The sequence below is a fragment of the Frondihabitans sp. PAMC 28766 genome (assembly GCF_001577365.1).
In the GTDB taxonomy this organism is placed as follows: Bacteria; Actinomycetota; Actinomycetes; order Actinomycetales; family Microbacteriaceae; genus Frondihabitans.
In genome coordinates, this window is record NZ_CP014513.1 from 448,570 (window position 1) to 465,623 (window position 17,054).

Here is a 17,054-nt window from a genome sequence, read left to right on the forward strand (position 1 = left end):
GGTAAAGCGCTTTAACGGAATTTCTCGTCGCGAACTCACTACGCTTGGACCACTGACCGAGGAGGAACCGCATGGCGACCATGCAGGAGGTGGCCACTCACGCGGGCGTCTCGATCGCCACCGTCTCCTTCGTCGTGAACAACACGAAGAAGGTCTCACCTGCCACACGCGAGCGGGTCCAGGCCTCGATGGCCGCCCTGGGCTTCCGCAACAACGCCATCGCCCGCGCTCTCGCCTCGAAGCGCACCCGGATCATCGCGCTGCTGGTCCCGTCGGTCGAGCACCGGATGCGAGTCACAGCCCTCGAGTTCTTCACCGCGGCCGCGGCGCGCGCCTCCGATCTCGGCTACCACCTCGTGCTCTGGCCGGTCGAGACCACGGGCGACGACCTGACGGACCTCATCTCGAGCGGCCTCGTCGACGGCGTGATCCTGATGGAGGTCAAGATGGAAGACCCCCGGATCGACAAGCTGGCCGAGCTCAAGGTGCCGTTCACCTCGATCGGGCGCACCCGGCATCCTGACGCTCTGCCCTACGTCGACATCGACTTCGAGGCCACCGTCCGCGACAGCCTCGACTACCTCGAGGGACTCGGGCACCGCCGGTTCGGCCTCGTCATCGAAGACCTCGAAGGGACGCCGATGGCGGGCTACGCGCCTCACCTGCGGGCCGAGGCGACGTTCCGGGCGCTCTGCGAGGAGCGCGGGCTCGTCGGCACCGTGGTCAGCTGCGGGCCGTCCGCGCCCGGCGGCCGGCAGGCAGCACGTGATCTGCTGGTGGCCGACCCCGACGTGACGGCCGCGCTGATCATGAAGGACGACTCGACCTTCGGCCTGCTGTCGGGCCTCGCGGCTGCTGGCCGGCGGGTGCCCGACGACATCTCGGTGCTCTCGCTCGCGACCTCCAGCGAGGCCGGCGCGCAGCACGACCCGCCGCTGTCGACGATGAACGCGCCCGGCCGCGTGCTGGGCAAGCTCGCCGCCGAGGCACTCATCCGCCAGCTCGACGGCCCGGCGACCGAGCTGCCCCACGTGCTGCTGCCGTGCGTGCTGCACGTGGCCGGCAGCACGGGGCCCGCCCCCACCTCGGCTTAGGGCTTGGCCCCGTTGGGGATCGCGCCGTGCAGGGTGGTGTCTTTGAAGATCGTGCCGGCGATGACGGCCCGGAGCCGGGCCTGCTGATCCTCAGAAAGCCGGCCCTCGAGATTGAGGTTGCCGTAGTCGACGCGGAGCGTGTACGGGATGCCGGCCTCGACTCCGGTGAGGCCGGGGAATTCGGCGATGGCAGTCATGCCATCGGCGACCGCCGTCGACGTCTCGATCGGGATCGTCTGATCGAACGTGCCCGAGTAGGACGTGGTCGTCGCGATGCGCCCGTCGGCGGCCGGCGTGTCGAGAGACAGGTTCACGGCCGTCCACGCGATCTTCTTCGCCATCGTCGTCGGCACCATGCCGGTCTGCGACGCCGAGGCGTCAGGCTTCATCTCGACGGTGAAGGAGGCGGAGAAGACGTGCGACTCCGTGCTCCCGGGGGGCGGCGTCGGTCTCTCCGTCGGCACTCCCTGACGAATGCCACTCGGCGATGTCGGCTCGGTCGAGCCCGGATTCAGCTGAGCATCGTTCCACGCGTCGAGACCCTCCGGGGTGACGTCGCGGCCGTTCTTGTCTTTGAACGTCTGGGTGATCAGGATGCGTTTGGTCGCCGTCTCGACACCGGGGTTCTGCTTGACGGCTGCAAGCGCCGTGTCCAACTCGCCGGCGACGTGCGCGTCAAGCTGCGGCACGGCCGGAGAAGCCGACGACGAACCCGGGCCGGCGGCACAGCCCGAAACGACTGCGGCGAGCACAACGGCCATCACGGAGAGAAGAGCGACGCGGGAGGGCCACATGTCTGACATATTTATACGTTAGCGCTCGTCGGGGGCCGCATTGGTCGAAAAGGCCGCGTCGAAGGCGGACGACGGCTGCGCGAAACTCAGCCCTCGCACGAACTCCAGGGCCTCGGGGCGCCCACGAGCCGATCCATGCCGGCGTCCTCCCACTCGACCGAGAGCGGCCCGGTGTAGCCGATCGCGTTGAGCATGCGGATGGCGTCCTCCCACGGCACGTCGCCGCGGCCGGTCGAGATGAAATCCCAGCCGCGGCGCGGATCGGCCCACGGCAGGTGCGACGACAGGCGGCCATTGCGGCCGTTGAGACGCTTCTTCGTGTCCTTGCAGTGCACGTTGAAGATGTGCTCTTGGAAGTCCCAGAGAAAGCCGACCGCGTCGAGATCCTGCCAGACCATGTGCGAGGGGTCCCAATTGATGCCGAACGACTTGCGGTGGCCGATCGCCTCGAGGGTCTTCTTCGTCGTCCAGTAGTCGTAGGCGATCTCGCTGGGGTGCGGCTCGAGAGCGAAGCGGACGCCGACCTCTTCGAAGACGTCGAGGATGGGGTTCCAGCGGTCGGCGAAGTCCTGGTAGCCGGCCTCGACGAGCTCGTCGCGCACCGGTGGGAACATCGCGACGTACTTCCAGATCGCCGAGCCCGTGAAGCCGGTTACGGTCGCGGCGCCGAGGCGTGCGGCCGTGCGCGCAGTGTTCTTCAGCTCTGAAGCCGCGCGCTGACGCACGCTTTCGGGGTCGCCGTCGCCCCAGACACTGTCGGGCAGCATGTCGCGGTGGCGCTGGTCGATGGGATCGTCGCAGACGGCCTGGCCCTTGAGGTGGTTCGAGATGGCGAACACCTGCAGGCCGTTCCTCTCGAGAATGGCTTTGCGATCGGCGATGTACGCATCGTCGGTCGCCCCGCGGTCAGGATCCAAGTGGTCGCCCCAGCAGGCGATCTCGAGCCCGTCGTACCCCCACTCGCCGGCGAGGCGGCAGACTTCTTCGAACGGCAGGTCGGCCCACTGGCCGGTGAACAGGGTGACGGGTCGGGTGATGCTGGCCATGGGTCGCTCCTTTGCGAGGTTGTCGTGACTGCGTTCAGTGGGTGGGGGTCCAGGCGCTGCCGGCGTCGGACGACCGCTCGACGGCGTCGAGCACCCGCTGCACCTGCAGCCCGTCGGCGAACGACGGGGTGGGCTGACGGTGAGCCGCGAGCGCGTCGAGGAGGTCGACGAGCTGGTGCGAGAACCCGTGCTCGTAGCCGAGCGTATGGCCCGTCGGCCACCAGGCGGCGTAGTAGGGGTGCTCTGGCTCGGTGACCAGGATGCGCTTGAAGCCGAGCTCGGTCGCGGGCGCCGACGCATCGTAGAACTCGAGCTCGTTCTCGCGCTCGAGGTCGAACGCGATGGCGCCCTTCGACCCGGAGATCTCGATGCGGAACGCGTTCTTGCGGCCGGTTGCGAAACGGGTGGCCTCGAACTGGCCGAGGGCACCGCCGCTCAGCCGCGCGGTGAAGAGTGCGGAGTCGTCGACCGTCACCCGCCCGCGCTCGTCGCTCGCGACGCCGCCGAGGCTCGTCTGCTCGACGCTCTCGTCGAGGAGGGGACGTTCGGTGACGAAGGTGTGGAGGAGGCCTGACACGCTCTCGAGCGTCTGGCCGGTGATGAACTGGACCGCGTCGATAGCGTGCGCCCCGATGTCGCCGAGGGAGCCGGATCCTGCCTTCGCCTTGTCGAGACGCCAGGTCATCGGGCCGTCTTCGTCGACGAGCCAGTCTTGGAGGTAGTTGGCCTGGATGCGGCGGATCTCGCCGAGGCGGCCCTGGGCGACGAGGTCTCGGGCGAACGTGATCGCGGGCACGCGGCGGTAGGTGAAGCCGACCATGGCGAAGACGCCCCGTTCGGCCGCCTTCGCAGCGGCAGCGGCCATCAGCTCGGCCTCGTCGACCGTGTTGCCGAGCGGCTTCTCGCAGAGCACGTGCTTGCCGGCCTCGAGCGCGGCGACGGCGATGTCGACGTGGGTCGAACCAGGAGAGCAGATGTCGATCAGATCGATCGACGGGTCGGCGACGACCTCGCGCCAGTCGTTCGCGGTCTTCTGCCAGCCCCACTTCTCAGCCGCCTTGGCGGTGGCCTCGACGTTCCGACCGACGAGAGTCGACATGACCGGTGCAAGCGGAAGGTCGAAGAACCGCGGTGCGACTCGGAAGGCCTGCGAGTGCGCGGCCCCCATGAAGCCGTGGCCGACCATGGCGACGTTGAGGGGTGTGGGGGTGGCATCGGTCATGACGACTCCTTCGTCGGGCTGCAGACAGCGTCGAGGTGCGAACAGGCTATCCACTCTTGCATCTCCCATCTTGCCGCGATATGTTCTCGGCGACAACAAATCCCTCGACGATCAGGATGATCATGGCAACGACGCCCACCCGCGAAGACCGCTTCTCGTTCGGTCTCTGGACCATCGGCTACAACGGCAACGACCCCTTCGGCGGCCCGACGCGCCCGCCGCTCGACGTGGTCGAGGCCGTCAACAAGCTCTCCGAGCTCGGCGCCTACGGCCTCACCTTCCACGACGACGACCTGTTCGCGTTCGGCTCGACCGACTCCAAGCGCCAGCACCAGATCGACCGCCTCAAGGGTGCGCTCAGCGACACCGGCCTCATCGTGCCGATGATCACGACGAACCTCTTCTCGGCCCCGGTCTTCAAAGACGGCGGCTTCACCTCCAACGACCGCGACGTACGACGCTTCGCCCTGCGGAAGGTGCTGCGCAACCTCGACCTCGCCGCCGAGCTCGGCGCCAAGACGTTCGTCATGTGGGGTGGCCGTGAGGGCGCCGAGTACGACTCGGCCAAAGACATCCAGCAGGCCCTCCACCGCTACCGCGAGGCCGTCAACCTGCTCGGCGACTACGTCACCGACAAGGGCTACGACATCAAGTTCGCCATCGAGCCCAAGCCGAACGAGCCGCGCGGCGACATCCTGCTGCCCACCCTCGGCCACGCCCTCGCCTTCATCAACTCGCTCGAGCGCCCCGAACTCGTCGGCATCAACCCCGAGGTCGGCCACGAGCAGATGGCCGGGCTCAACTATGCGGCCGGCATCGCCCAAGCGCTCTATCACGGCAAGCTCTTCCACATCGACCTCAACGGCCAGCGCGGCGTCAAGTACGACCAGGACCTGGTGTTCGGCCACGGCGATCTGCAGAACGCGTTCGCCCTCGTCGACCTGCTCGAGCACGGCGGCCCCGGCGGCGTTCCCGCCTACACCGGCCCTCGCCACTTCGACTACAAACCGTCGCGCACCGACGCCATCGACGGCGTCTGGTCGTCGGCCGCCGCCAACATGCGCATGTACCTGCTGCTCAAGGAGCGCACCGAGGCGTTCCGTGCCGACCCCGAGGTGCAGGAGGCCCTAAAGGCCTCGAAGGTGCCCGAGCTCGCGGTGCCGACGCTGAACGAGGGCGAGTCGTACGACGACCTCCTCGCCGACCGCTCGGCCTACGAGGACTTCGACACCGACCAGTACTTCGGCGGCAAGTCGTTCGGCTTCGTACACCTGCAGCAGCTCGCCGTCGAGCACCTGATGGGCGCTCGAGGCTAGTTCGGCCGCCTCAAACCCCCGCCGTCGGCGTGCGCGCAATGCCTAGGCGTTGCGCGACTGCCGCCGGCGAGGGTTTAGCGTTGCCCTCGCTCGCCCACCCGCTCCATCCCGAAAGGAACGACCGATGACGCTGGTCGCCGGAATCGACTCGTCCACCCAGAGCTGCAAGGTCGTGATCCGCGACGCCGCCTCCGGCGAGCTGGTGCGGTCGGGCAGCGCCGCTCATCCGGCAGGCACCGAGGTGTCGGCCGACGGCTGGTGGGACGCCCTCCGCGACGCGATCGCCGCAGCGGGCGGGCTCGACGACGTGGCGGCGATCTCGGTGGCCGGGCAGCAGCACGGAATGGTCACCCTGGACTCCTCCGGGCGCCTGGTCCGCGACGCGCTCCTCTGGAACGACACCCGCAGCGCTCCCGCCGCGGCTGCCCTCCTCGAAGAGGTCGGGGCCAGCGAGATGGCCCGGCGCACCGGGTCCCTGCCCGTCGCCTCCTTCACCGCCGCGAAGGTGCGCTGGCTGCGCGATGCCGAACCGGGCAATGCATCGCGGGTTGCCGCGGTGGCCCTCCCCCACGACTGGCTGACCTGGCGCCTCCTCGGCTACGGCCCCGCCGGCGCCGACGACGACCGCTCGGGGTCGCCCCTCGGGCCCGACCTCGACGCGCTCGTCACCGACCGATCGGACGCCAGCGGCACGTCGTACTGGACACCCTCGACCGGGCGGTACGACTTCGACCTGTTCGAGATGGCCTTCGGGCGGCCGGCCCGCGAGGCGGGTGCCGCGCCTGCTGCGCCTGCCGCGCCTGCTGCGCCTGCCTCGCCAAGGCCGTCTGCTTCGGGCGGTGAGGGCGCAGGATCCGACGCGGTGATCCTGCCCCGCGTCCTGGGCCCGTCCGAGGCCGCGGGCACCACGGCAGCCTCCCCCGGAATCCCGGCCGGCATCGTGGTCGGCCCGGGCATGGGCGACAACGCCGGTGCAGGCCTCGGGCTCGACGCCTCGGTCGGCGACGTCGTCATCTCGATCGGCACCAGCGGCACCGCCTTCGCCGTGACCTCCGAGGCGACGACCGACCCGTCGGGTGTCGTCGCCGGGTTCGCCGACGCGACCGGGGCATTCCTCCCGTTGATCGCCACGCTCAATGCCGCTCGCATCCTGACCAGCGTCGAGACCCTGCTCGCCGTCGACCACGACGAGTTCGCGCGTCTCGCCCTGGCTGCGGGCGCAGGATCGGGCGGCCTCTCGCTCGTCCCCTACTTCGAGGGCGAGCGAACGCCCAACCTCCCCGACGCCACAGCCACCCTGGCCGGCCTGACCCTCGCCGGCACCACCCGCGAAAACCTCGCCCGCGCCGCCGTTGAGGGCCTCGTCTGCTCGCTCGCCGAAGGGATGGACTCCGTCCGCTCGCTCGGCGTCACCGCGCAGCGAGTGCTGCTCGTCGGCGGGGCCGCGCTCAACCCCGCGGTGCAAGCCGTCGCGGCTCAGGTGTTCGACGTGCCGGTCGCCGTGCCGTCGCCGGGCGAGTACGTGGCCGATGGCGCCGCTCGCCAGGCAGCCTGGGTGCTGGGCGGGTCGAGGCCCGTCTGGCCGCTCTCCATCGCCGCGACGCTCGAGCCCGCCGTGGCGCCCGCCGTGCGCGAGCGGTACCGCGCCGCGCAGCAGCTGGGGTCGCTGCCGCGGCCGTAGCGCCGCGGCGGTGGCGCCGCCGCGGTGGCGCGACGGCGGCTGCCGCCAGTCTGCTGGCGGAGGCCCGCCTCGCGGGGAGGCCCGCCTCGCGGGATCGCACTTCGACCGGGCCGCGCGTCGCCGAACGGGACGAACTGCGCTTTCGCGGGCTCTGGCCGGGCGCCGAAGTGGCCCGTCCGACCGCCGCCCCGACACCGGGGCGCAGGACGGGCCATCTCGCGCCCCAGCGTCCGTCGGCGAGCCAGATCGCACTCTGGCAGGTCGGCCGCCGCCGAAACCGGCCCAACTGCGATCTCGTGTCGCAGCCCTTGACGAAATGGCCCGTCCGACCCCTTGCGCGGGGCCTGGGCGGCCGGACGGGCCATCTCGCGCCCCGGCGCCCCCGGCGCCCCCGTCGACGCGCGAGATCGCGCCCGTCGTCGGCCAGCCAGAGCCGGCACGACGACGGGCGCGTTCTCAAGGCCGCGCGGTGGCGCTAGTCGCCGGGTGGAGGCGGCGGCTTCCGCCGAGACCGGCCCGGCCGCTGCGGCTGCTCGCGCTGGCCGCCCGAGCCCGCGCCACCACCGGCACGGCCACCGCCGGCACCGCCGGCACCCGCGCGGCCACTTCCGCCGCTCCCGCCGCCAGCGACACGGCCAGACCGACCGCCGGCAGGATCGCCGGCACCGTCGGCACCCGCACCCGCAGCCGAACGGCTCCGCGTCAGCACGACCGCCACGACAATGAGTGCCGCGACGATGATCCCGCCGCCGACGCCGAGAGCCACGGGAAGGGCGTTCGACGACGACGACCCCGAGGTGCCCGACCCGGCCGAGGCCGTCTGGCCGGACGACCCCGACTTCGACGAGGTCTGGTCGCCGCAGGTGGGCCGAGACTTCGCGCCCGCGGCGGCCGTGGCATCCTGCGGCTTGGTGTAGTCGAAGTCGATCGAGTTCGTCACGACGTGGCCGTCGGCCGACACGATCTGCCAGGTGATGGCGTATTTGCCACTGCCTCCGAGTTTCACCGGCACGCTGACATTGATGTCGGCGATTGTCGGGCAGCCCGTCTCGAAGTGCTTCGTGCCGTGAGTCACTTCGACGATGTTCGACGAGCCGTCACCCGAGAGGTCGAGCACGCGGTCGTCGAAGGTGAGCACGACCTTCGACAGGGGTTTCGTGACGGTCGACCCCGCCTTGGGCGTCGATTGCACGAGGTAGTCGTGGGCGCTGGCCGAGGCCGCCGGGGCCAGGGCCAGCAGCCCCGCCGCGAGCACGACGGCGACAGCGGCCGCCGCCCGAGCGCGCCGCGACGGAGTTGCCGGCCTGCCCATCAGTCGCCCTGCCCGGCCGCCGGCCCGGCCGCCGGCCCGGCCGACGGAGCGGCCGACGATCCGCCCGACGTCCCGCCCGACGACCCATCGCCGACCGCGGCCGCCGCACCAGGCCGCCGCCCCGCTCGCGCGTAGGCGAGCGCCGCGACGATCAGCGCGATCACGCCGAGCCCGAGCCCGCCGATGCCGAACCCCAGACCGAGCCCCGCAGACGAGTCGGACGACGACGAGGACAGCGGCGTGCTCGACCCGGCCGCGACCGGCGCCGCCGAGCTCGTCGCCGCCACGATGCCCTGGTCGGGGTCGGCTGGCGGGGTGTCGTTGATGTAGAGAGTCGGGGCAGGATGCTCCGGCTCGGTGCCCGAGGCGGGCGTCGGCTCGTTCCACTTCACGACGCTGCCGTCGCTGTAGGTCTGCGTCGCCGGCAGCAGCACCTTGCCGGTGTCGGGCACGGCGCCCGCCGACACGATGAACTGCTGGAACGCGCCGGGCTCGATGCCGTCGCCGGGGTCGGCCGTCCAGACGACCTTCGTGACGGCCTGGGTGATGTCGCCGCCTTGCGCCTTCACCGGCGTGGCCAGCTTCGACGTGGTGACGACGGCCTTCCAGCCCTGGATGGGCTGGTACTCGACCGAGGTGAACGGGTGTGCGGTGGGGAAGTCGACCTCGAGTTTGACGGTCGAGGCCGTCGCCGATTCGGTCGGTACTGTGAACGCCAGCGTCGCGTAGTCGCCGGGCGGGGCCGACTCGGGGCTGACGTGGACGTGGGCCGACGCGGCGAGGGGCCCCGCCAGCGCCAGCAGCCCAGCGAAGGGGATGGCGGCCGCCGCGCCAATGATGATGCGTTTTCTCATGGGTTCTCTCTGTCTGCGATCGCAGGCGCCAGCAGCCATCGGCGCTGTCGGCCCGACCCTCGACTCAACGCAGGAGAGGGGCAGGGGCAGCGCACGACGACAGGGAGGCCTGCGATCAGGTCTCTGCGTGGTGGTGGGTGTCAGAGCGCCGGAGACGGCGGCCCGCGGTGGGGGCGGGTCGAGAGAAGGACGTCGAGCGAGGGGACGCCGCGTCGGTCGCCGAGCGCGAGCAACCGACGCCCGCGCGGCAGAGCAAGAGCAGATGGAAGCGCGGCGACCACCGAGACGAGCACCGCGAGGCGTTCGGCGGCGACTCGCAGCAGCACCGCAAGCGCTCGTTCGCCGTGGAGCAGCAGAACGATCGTGGCGACGGCCGCGACGGCGTGCCCGAGCCACATCCGCGCGCCTGCGACCTCGAGGGCGCTGACCCCGCGCGGCGTCGTCAGCGCGGGCAGGTGCGCGGTGTTGCCGCCCGACATGACCATGCCGAGCATGGTGACGCTGTGCCCGTGGGCCTCGGGGATCGCGGCGCCGAGGCTGAAGAGCACGTGGAAGACGAGCTGGCTGAGGGCGACGGCGATGATCAGCCGCGGTGTCGACAGGCGCCGCCCCGCGAGGGCTGTGCAGGCGAGGATCGCGAAGACCAGCGCGAGTCCGGTGCCGAGCCCACCCGGGGCCGCGCCTCCGGCGATCACGTGCGACAGCGCGGCCGTCACGACGGAGATGACGGCGACGCCGAGACCGCGGAGGGCTCTCGCCCGCCTCGACCCCATGTCGCCACCCCGTCGGTCGCCCACTCTGCTCAGCCCTGGGGCCGGCCGGGGCGCTCGTGCGCCGCCATCTGCTGAAGCTGCTCGTTGTAGGCGTTGAGCTCGGCATCGCCGTCCGTCTCGGCCCGGCGGTCATAGCGCCGTGCGATCCGTTCGTCCGACTTGACCCACTGGCGCACCACGACGAGGGCGATGAGAACCGTCGGGAATTCGCCGGCTCCCCAGGCGATCGCACCGCCGACGTGCTGATCGGCCAGCAGCGCCGCCGTGTTGGTCTCGCCGAGCGCATGCCACCAGTCGGAGGCGAGCACGGTCGTCTGCGTCATCAGCGCCAGCCCGAAGAAGGCGTGGAACGCGAGTGTCGCCATCAGCAGGATCACGCGGAACGGATAGGGCGGGCGCTTCGGCCCCGGGTCGACGCCGATCACGACGAAGAAGAAGAGGTAGCCGGCGAGGAGGAAGTGCACCTCCATGATGAAGTGGCCCGGGTGGGTCTGCAGTGACGCCTCGAACCAGCCAGAGTAGTAGAAGGCTACGAGGCTGCCGGCGAAGATGATGGCGGCGACGATCGGGTTGGTGATGACGTTCGCGTAGCGGGAGTGAGTGATGATCAGGATCCACTCGCGGGCACCGCGGCTGTTGTCGCGCCGCTTCGGCAGGGTGCGGAGGGAGAGCAGGATCGGCGCGCCGAGCACGAGCAGGGGCGGCACGTACATCATCAGCACCATGTGCTGGATCATGTGCGTGGAGAAGTTGACGGCGCCGTAGACGCTCGGGCCGCCGCTCGTGGCGAAGAAGAGGCCGAAGCAGCCGACGAGCCACGGTACGGTGCGGCCCCACGACCAGGAGTCGCCTCGGCGCTTCAGCTTGACGACGCCGACGATGTAGAGCGTGGCCATGATCGCCGAGACCGCGATGAAGAACCAGTCGGGGTGAAACCCGAAGAGGAAGCGGGGCAGCGTGATCGGCTTCGGCATCGGCCACCCGAGCAGCGCCGCCTGCTGGCTGATGTCGGTCGTCTGCGGCACCGGCGGCGGGCTCTTCGACAGCGCGACCGACAACCCCATGGCGACCGCCATGAAGACGACCTCCGACACCGCGAGCCGCACGAACGACCGGGTGCGCGTGGGCTGGCGCACGAGCCCCGGGATCACGCTACGGCGCTGGAAGTAACCGGCGACCCCGAGACCGATCAGAATGATCGACTTGATCAGGATCAGCTGGCCGTACGTCGTGCGGAACAGGTCGAGCGGCCCGGTGAGCCGCAGGCTGGCATTGATGACACCGGAGAACGCGACGAACCCGAACGCCCAGATCGCCATCATCGAGTAGCGGCTGACGACCGTCGCGAGGTGCTTGCCTGCTTTGTTGCGCAACAGGATGACGGCGATCAGGCCGCCCATCCAGACGGTCACGCCGACGAGGTGCATCGCGAGGCTGTTGACCGCGTTGACGTGCTGAAGGCTGCCGGCCGAGTGCCCTGACAGTGCCAGCGGCAGGAGGGCGAAGATCGAGAAGACCGTTGCGGTCGCGAGCCACGAGACGTTCTTGGTGACGAGCAGGATCACGAGGGCGACGGCGATGCAGCCGATCGTCACCAGCCACGTCTGGCCGATCTCGAGCTGGAAGACGACGAAGAGGAACTGCGACTGGAAGGTCGGCGACGTGAAGGGCACGCTGAGCGTGTTCGCAGCGGTGAAGACGAGGACGGTGATCGCCGAGAGCAGCCAGACGAGGGCGGCCCAGCCTGCCCACCGGGTGGCGTACCACTGGCTGAAACTGGCCGATTTCGGATTCTTCGTCTGCCCGGGCAGCACGAACGTCGACACGACCAGAAGCCCGACCGTGACGGCGGCCGACCCGTCGAAGACGGCCGTGACCATGGGCAGACCGTTGCTGACGACGGCACCGGGCGAGGTCACGAGCTGGGCGAACGCCCCCGAGTAGTACATGGCGGCGAGAGCAAGCCCGACGCCGAGCGGGATGCACAGCAGGAGCACGATCGGCACGACGGATCGCTCGGAGACCGGCGCAGACGGCAGCTTCATCTGCTTGGTCTCGAAGCGGAGGTCTTCGATCTGGTCGGTCACCGGGGTCCTCGGGGTTCGCGGTTGGGGCCGAGAGCCCGGCCACCCCGCAATGATACGGTCCGGAGCAATTCGGCACCCTGAGTTCTCCACAGCCCCAAGAGACCGGGTCGTGGCTACTCGCCGATCGCGGTGACGGTGGCGACCCAGACGACGAGGGTGGCACAAAACGCAAGGTCAGAGGGCCCCGGTCACCAACAGGCCGAGTGCCGCGGCCGCTATGGCCACCACGAGCATCCCGACGCCGTTCAGCAGAGCGAGCCCCCAGCGCCGCTCCTCGATCAGCCGCACGGTCTCGACGCTCGCCGTGCTGAACGTCGTGTAGCCGCCGATCAGCCCTCCTCCGAGCACCAGCACCCACGCGTGCGGCAGCCCCGCGTTCGCGCCCAGCCCCGTGACGAGCCCGAGCGCGAACGACCCTGTCACGTTGATGATCGTCGTCGCGAGCGGGTACGGCAGGGCCCCACGCGACTTCACCACGCCGTCCACGACGAACCGCAGTGCGGAGCCGACCCCGCCGGCGACGCAGATGGCCAGGAAGACCAGAGGAGTCGTCATCCTGCCTCTTCTTCCGTGGCGGCCGAGACGCTCTCGGGCCGGCTGCGGTTCAGCCTCGACGCGACTGCGACACCGATGAGGGCGGCGAGCACCCCGAGCACCAGCGATGCCGCCGCGTAGCCGAACGCGACTCCGGTCGCGTGAGGCAGCCGCGAGGCCACATCGGTCGCGAGAGCGCTGTAGGTGGTGAAGCCACCCAGCACGCCGGTACCGAAAGCAAGGCGCAGGAGGCGACGGCTCCCCTCGTCGGGGCCCCGTCGCGACAGGGTCTCGAGCAGCAGCCCGAGCACGAAAGAGCCGACCACGTTGATGACGAAAACGGTCACCGGAAATCCCTGCGGAGGCGCCGGGAAGCTCAGCGCCAGCCCCTCCCGAAAGGCCGTGCCCACGGCGCCGCCCAGCGCGACGAGACCGATGTGACGAAAGCGGAGGTGGACGGGTCTCACGACACGAGTGTTCCACAGCGCGACTCCCGCCCCGGGAGGGCGCCGCTCCGAATACTCTTGCAGAGCCCTCCCGGAAGGATCCCCGTGACCCGCACCACCCCCAGCCCGTCGTCGTCCGCCATCCCCGGCCCCGACAGCCCCCCAGCCCTCGACCCGTCGCAGTTCACTCTCGTCAGCTACAACCTCTGGCACAACAAGGCCGCCTCCGAGCTCTCGTCGCTCGTCGAGACGGCAAAGGCCGACTTGCTCTGCCTGCAGGAGGCCACGACCACCGATCTTCCCGACACCATCGGCGGTCTGCACCGCGTCGTGGCCACCGGGGCGAACCGTCTCGGCCTCGCGCTCTACGCTCGCGACGACCGTTTCGAAGTGCACGAGACGCGCACGGTCTCGCTCGGCAAGTCGATGCACGACCGCGTGATGTCGCCGACGGCCGAGCGTCTCGTCGCCGCGCGTCTGGTCGACCGGGTCACCGCCAAGCAGTTCGTCGTCGCGTCCTTCCACGCCGCACCCCTCAGCGCTCGCAACTCGGTGCGTCGTACACAGATCCGCGCCGCCCACGGGCACCTCGACGCGCTCGGCGCAGGGATGCCGCAGATCATGATCGGCGACTACAACTACCCGTGGTTCGCCTCGGGACTCGCCCGCATGCTGCGAGCGACCGGTCACACGCTCACCCGGCCCACCACCGGCACCTACCGCAACTACGGCGTGGTCCGCGGCAAGTTCGACCTCGCGACGTCGATCGGGGCGACCCTCGGCGAGCTCCGCGCGCTCGCGAAGGGCGCGTCCGACCACTTCCCGATCGTCTGCAGCGTCACCGTCTGAGGTGTCGGGGCCGGCCCCGTCCCGCTACCATCGACTCCGTGCCGCTCCCCATCGCGCTCGACGCCGAGACCACCCTTCGACTACTGGCGGTGCCCGACGCCGAAAGCCTCGCCGAGGCCTACGTCCGGAATGCCGAGCACCTGGCCCCGTGGGATCCTGCGCGCGACGACGACTTCGCGACCGCCCTCTACCAGCGCGGGGCCATCGAGAAGGTGCTGGTCGCCCACGAGGCCGGGTCGGCCGTGCCCTTCGCCATCGATCGCGGCGGCGAGGTGGTCGGCCGGGTCGACCTCACGAGCATCGTGCGTGGCCCGCTGCAGAGCGCCGTGCTCGGCTACTGGCTCGACGCCTCGCTCACCGGCCACGGCCTCGTCTCGAAGGCCGTCGACGCGGTCATCGCGATCGCCCGTGACGAACTCGAGCTGCACCGGCTGGAGGCCGGCACGCTGCTGCACAATGCGCCGTCGCAGCGGGTCCTCGCCAAGGCCGGCTTCGAGGCCATCGGCGTCGCGCACCGCTTCCTCCTGATCGGCGGCCGGTGGCAGGATCACATCCTCTTCCAGAAGATCCTGACCGACTGATGAGCACGGCAGGGCTCGCCACCCGACCCGAGCGCTACGCTTCCCGCACCGAGCGAGGCCGGCTCGCTCGAGCAGGGATCCCACCATGCCGTCCACACCCGCCGTCACCATCCGCCACCACCTGCCGCAGCTGCGGCCGACCAAGCTGCTCGCCACCGTCCCGCACACGGCTCTGCACCCGTCCGTGCGGATCGAGGCCGAGCGCCGCGCGGCGAGCATCCAGCTGCGCGTCGCCGACGCCATCACGGCGTTCGCAGGCTCGATGATGTTCGTCTACCTGCACGTCGTGCTGTTCGCCGCGTGGATGCTCTTCTTCGAGATGACGCCCTGGCCCACGCTGACGCTGATCGTGTCGCTCGAGGCGATCTTCCTGTCGACCTTCGTGATGATCGGCCAGAACCGCCAGGCGGCCTTCCAGCAGTCGAAGGCCGACCGCGACTACAACTCGCAAGAGAAGCTGCTCGAAGAGAACACCGACCTCACCCGGGTGATCCACGAGCTGTCGCAGCAGATCCACGAGATGGTCAAGGCCGAGGTGGCGGCGCAGGCGAAGCCGACCGACACCCAGGCCCCTCCCGCGACTACTTGATCGACCCGGCCGTCAGCCCCGAGACGACGCGCCCCTCGATCAGCGCAAAGAGGATGATCACGGGGATCGTGGCGATGACCGAGCCGGCGAACAGGTGCCCCCAGTCGATCGAGTACTGCCCCACGTAGTTGTTGATCGCCACCGTCAAAGGCGCCTGCCCCGGTTGGCCGCCGAGCGTCAGCGTCAGCGCGACCAAGAACTCGTTCCAGGCGCTGATGAACGTGAAGATGAGCGCCGTGACGAGCCCCGGCATGGCCAGAGGCAGCGTGATCTTGGTGAGGGCCCCGATCCTGCTGCACCCGTCGACCATGGCCGCCTCTTCGAGCTCGACCGGGATCGAGGCGAAGAACGCGTTCAGGATCCAGACGGCGAACGCCATGTTGAACCCCGCGTTGATGAGGATCAGCGACAGGATCGGCGACGGCAGATCGAACGAGATGAACTCTCGCTGGATGCCGACGAGCATCGCCGCCGGCTGGAACATCTGCGTCGCGAGCACCAGCAGCAGGAAGACCGCGCGACCGCGGAACCTGCGTCGCGCCGTGAAGTACGCGGCGGGCAGCGCGACGAGCAGCACCAGGATCGTCGCGCCCCCGGCGATCTCGAAGCTCGACAGCAGGTTGCCGCCGAATCCGGTGCTCCAGATCGAGACGAAGTTCGACCAGTCGACGTGGGTCGGCAGGATCGTGGGGCTGAGCAGCTCCTTCGCCGGGCGAACGGCTGCGATGACCATCTCGATGTACGGCAGCAGGAAGATCAGCGCGATCACGTAGGCGGCGAGCGCCAGCACGAACTTCTTGGTCGACCAGCGGCGGGCCTTTCGGCGGCTGCCGACGGGGCGGCCGGCGGTGCCGCGGACCCGGGCTCGCGAACGGGCCCCGGGGCGAGTGGCGACGGGCGCCGGATCCTGCGTGGTGACGGTTGTGGTCATCAGTCGACCTGTTCCTTCCAGCGCGTCACCTTCAGGTAGACGAGCACGATCACGATCACGAGCGCGAAGTTGAGCACCGACATCGCCGACGACTCACCGATGTAGCTCTGCTTGAGCGAGTACATGAACGTCGTCGAGGTGCTGGTCGAGTAGCCGGGGCCGCCCCGGGTCATCTCCCAGATGATGGGGAACGAGTTGAAGACGTTGATCACGTTGATCAGCGTCGCGACGATGAGGGCCGGCTTGAGCAGCGGCAGCGTCATGCTGCGGTACATCGCCCACTTCGTCGCGCCGTCGATCTGCGCCGCCTCGTAGACCTCTTCGGGGATGGACTGCAGGCCAGCGAGCAGGGCGTACGTCGAGAACGGCAGCGACACGAAGACGCCGACGGCCATCATCCAGAGGAAGGCAGTGACCGGGTTGCCGAGCCAGTCGGCCTGGCTCGAGTTGTACGACTTCAGGATGCCGAGGTGATGCAGGATCACGTTCACCACGCCGTTGTTCGAGCTCAGAGCCCAGCGGAAGATGAGGGCCGTCATCATCACGGAGGCGGCCCACGGCACGATCAGCGCCCAGCGCGCGATCTTTCGGCCGGGGAAGTTCGCGTTGAAGAGCTGCGCGAGACCGAGCGACAGAACGATGGTGATCGCGACGACCACGACGACCCAGACGACCGTCCGGCCGAGCACCCCCGGTAGAGCGGCCTCGGCGAAGAGCGCCGTGAAGTTCGCGAACCCGGCGCTGCCGAGCACGAAACCGTCGGGGCTGATGTGCAGCAGCGACGAGTGCACCATCACGACCACCGGCCAGATGACGACGATGGCGATCAGGGCGATCGCCGGGCCGATCCAGACGAGCGGGTAGAGACCGCGAAGGGGGTTCTGCCGCCTCCGCGGGGTGCGCCCGAGCTTGTCGCTCGCGCGCACCGCCGTGGTGGTGGCCATG

At 69.8% G+C, this 17,054-nt stretch carries 16 protein-coding genes and 1 pseudogene; 6 read left to right on the plus strand and 11 right to left on the minus strand.

The genetic code is table 11. The annotated features are described in order from the left end of the window. Window positions 1–71: 71 nt before the first annotated feature. Window positions 72–1,094: a LacI family DNA-binding transcriptional regulator gene (locus AX769_RS02105; protein ID WP_239451908.1), complete on the plus strand. Its 1,023-nt coding sequence runs from the start codon at window positions 72–74 to the stop codon at window positions 1,092–1,094. On the opposite strand, the gene AX769_RS02110 is transcribed toward AX769_RS02105, so the two are convergent. The 3 genes and pseudogenes from AX769_RS02110 to AX769_RS02120 form a co-directional block, all read right to left on the minus strand. Continuing rightward, on the minus strand, window positions 1,091–1,897 hold the full coding sequence (locus tag AX769_RS02110; RefSeq protein WP_066275410.1) for a hypothetical protein: 807 nt from the start codon (window positions 1,895–1,897) through the stop codon (window positions 1,091–1,093). The genes AX769_RS02105 and AX769_RS02110 overlap by 4 nt on opposite strands. Before the next feature lie 9 nt (window positions 1,898–1,906). Next, window positions 1,907–2,925 (minus strand): annotated as a pseudogene (locus AX769_RS02115) (sugar phosphate isomerase/epimerase family protein). Between the two features lie 43 nt (window positions 2,926–2,968). Next, window positions 2,969–4,156 carry a Gfo/Idh/MocA family protein gene (locus tag AX769_RS02120; RefSeq protein ID WP_066275412.1) on the minus strand — a complete coding sequence of 396 codons (1,188 nt, stop codon included), beginning with the start codon at window positions 4,154–4,156 and terminating at the stop codon, window positions 2,969–2,971. Between the two features lie 122 nt (window positions 4,157–4,278). Between AX769_RS02120 and xylA the strand changes: the two genes are divergently transcribed. Together xylA and AX769_RS02130 are read left to right on the plus strand one after the other, a co-directional pair. After that, window positions 4,279–5,472, plus strand: a complete 1,194-nt coding sequence (gene xylA / locus AX769_RS02125) for a xylose isomerase (protein WP_066283063.1) — start codon at window positions 4,279–4,281, stop codon at window positions 5,470–5,472. Window positions 5,473–5,596: 124 nt separating this feature from the next. Then, on the plus strand, window positions 5,597–7,153 hold the full coding sequence (locus AX769_RS02130; protein ID WP_066275419.1) for an FGGY family carbohydrate kinase: 1,557 nt from the start codon (window positions 5,597–5,599) through the stop codon (window positions 7,151–7,153). 475 nt (window positions 7,154–7,628) lie between these two features. Here AX769_RS02130 and AX769_RS02135 read toward each other — a convergent pair whose 3' ends face one another. The 6 genes from AX769_RS02135 to AX769_RS02160 all read right to left on the minus strand — a co-directional run bounded on the left by AX769_RS02135 (window position 7,629) and on the right by AX769_RS02160 (window position 13,180). After that, on the minus strand, window positions 7,629–8,465 hold the full coding sequence (locus AX769_RS02135) for a copper resistance CopC family protein (RefSeq protein WP_082763423.1): 837 nt from the start codon (window positions 8,463–8,465) through the stop codon (window positions 7,629–7,631). After that, window positions 8,465–9,319: a YcnI family protein gene (locus tag AX769_RS02140; protein WP_082763424.1), complete on the minus strand. Its 855-nt coding sequence runs from the start codon at window positions 9,317–9,319 to the stop codon at window positions 8,465–8,467. Before AX769_RS02140 ends, AX769_RS02135 begins: the two co-directional genes overlap by 1 nt. 140 nt (window positions 9,320–9,459) lie before the next feature. Beyond that, complete coding sequence (locus AX769_RS02145) at window positions 9,460–10,116, minus strand: hypothetical protein (RefSeq protein WP_157887395.1); 657 nt, start codon at window positions 10,114–10,116, stop codon at window positions 9,460–9,462. A 5-nt stretch (window positions 10,117–10,121) separates the two neighbouring features. Beyond that, a complete protein-coding gene (locus AX769_RS02150; RefSeq protein WP_239451909.1) occupies window positions 10,122–12,179 on the minus strand; it encodes a cytochrome c oxidase assembly protein in 2,058 nt (685 codons plus the stop codon). Between the two features lie 174 nt (window positions 12,180–12,353). After that, window positions 12,354–12,734 (minus strand): CrcB family protein, encoded by a 381-nt coding sequence (locus AX769_RS02155; protein WP_066275423.1) that lies wholly within the window; start codon window positions 12,732–12,734, stop codon window positions 12,354–12,356. After that, window positions 12,731–13,180: a CrcB family protein gene (locus tag AX769_RS02160; RefSeq protein WP_239451910.1), complete on the minus strand. Its 450-nt coding sequence runs from the start codon at window positions 13,178–13,180 to the stop codon at window positions 12,731–12,733. Before AX769_RS02160 ends, AX769_RS02155 begins: the two co-directional genes overlap by 4 nt. An 84-nt stretch (window positions 13,181–13,264) precedes the next feature. Here AX769_RS02160 and AX769_RS02165 point away from each other — a divergent pair, with 84 nt between their 5' ends. From AX769_RS02165 to AX769_RS02175, 3 genes are all read left to right on the plus strand, one after another. Continuing rightward, complete coding sequence (locus AX769_RS02165; RefSeq protein ID WP_239451911.1) at window positions 13,265–14,008, plus strand: endonuclease/exonuclease/phosphatase family protein; 744 nt, start codon at window positions 13,265–13,267, stop codon at window positions 14,006–14,008. 38 nt (window positions 14,009–14,046) lie between these two features. Continuing rightward, the gene (locus AX769_RS02170) at window positions 14,047–14,589 is read left to right on the plus strand and encodes a GNAT family N-acetyltransferase (RefSeq protein ID WP_066275428.1); all 543 of its coding nucleotides are present in this window, start codon (window positions 14,047–14,049) and stop codon (window positions 14,587–14,589) included. A gap of 85 nt (window positions 14,590–14,674) precedes the next feature. Next, the gene (locus AX769_RS02175) at window positions 14,675–15,178 is read left to right on the plus strand and encodes a DUF1003 domain-containing protein (RefSeq protein ID WP_157887396.1); all 504 of its coding nucleotides are present in this window, start codon (window positions 14,675–14,677) and stop codon (window positions 15,176–15,178) included. Here the strand turns inward: AX769_RS02175 and AX769_RS02180 are convergent. Together AX769_RS02180 and AX769_RS02185 are read right to left on the minus strand one after the other, a co-directional pair. Continuing rightward, on the minus strand, window positions 15,171–16,109 hold the full coding sequence (locus tag AX769_RS02180) for a carbohydrate ABC transporter permease (protein ID WP_082763425.1): 939 nt from the start codon (window positions 16,107–16,109) through the stop codon (window positions 15,171–15,173). The two genes, AX769_RS02175 and AX769_RS02180, sit on opposite strands and share 8 nt — an antisense overlap. Beyond that, window positions 16,109–17,053 (minus strand): carbohydrate ABC transporter permease, encoded by a 945-nt coding sequence (locus AX769_RS02185; RefSeq protein WP_066275430.1) that lies wholly within the window; start codon window positions 17,051–17,053, stop codon window positions 16,109–16,111. The genes AX769_RS02180 and AX769_RS02185 overlap by 1 nt, the downstream gene beginning before the upstream one ends. Window position 17,054 lies beyond the last annotated feature (1 nt).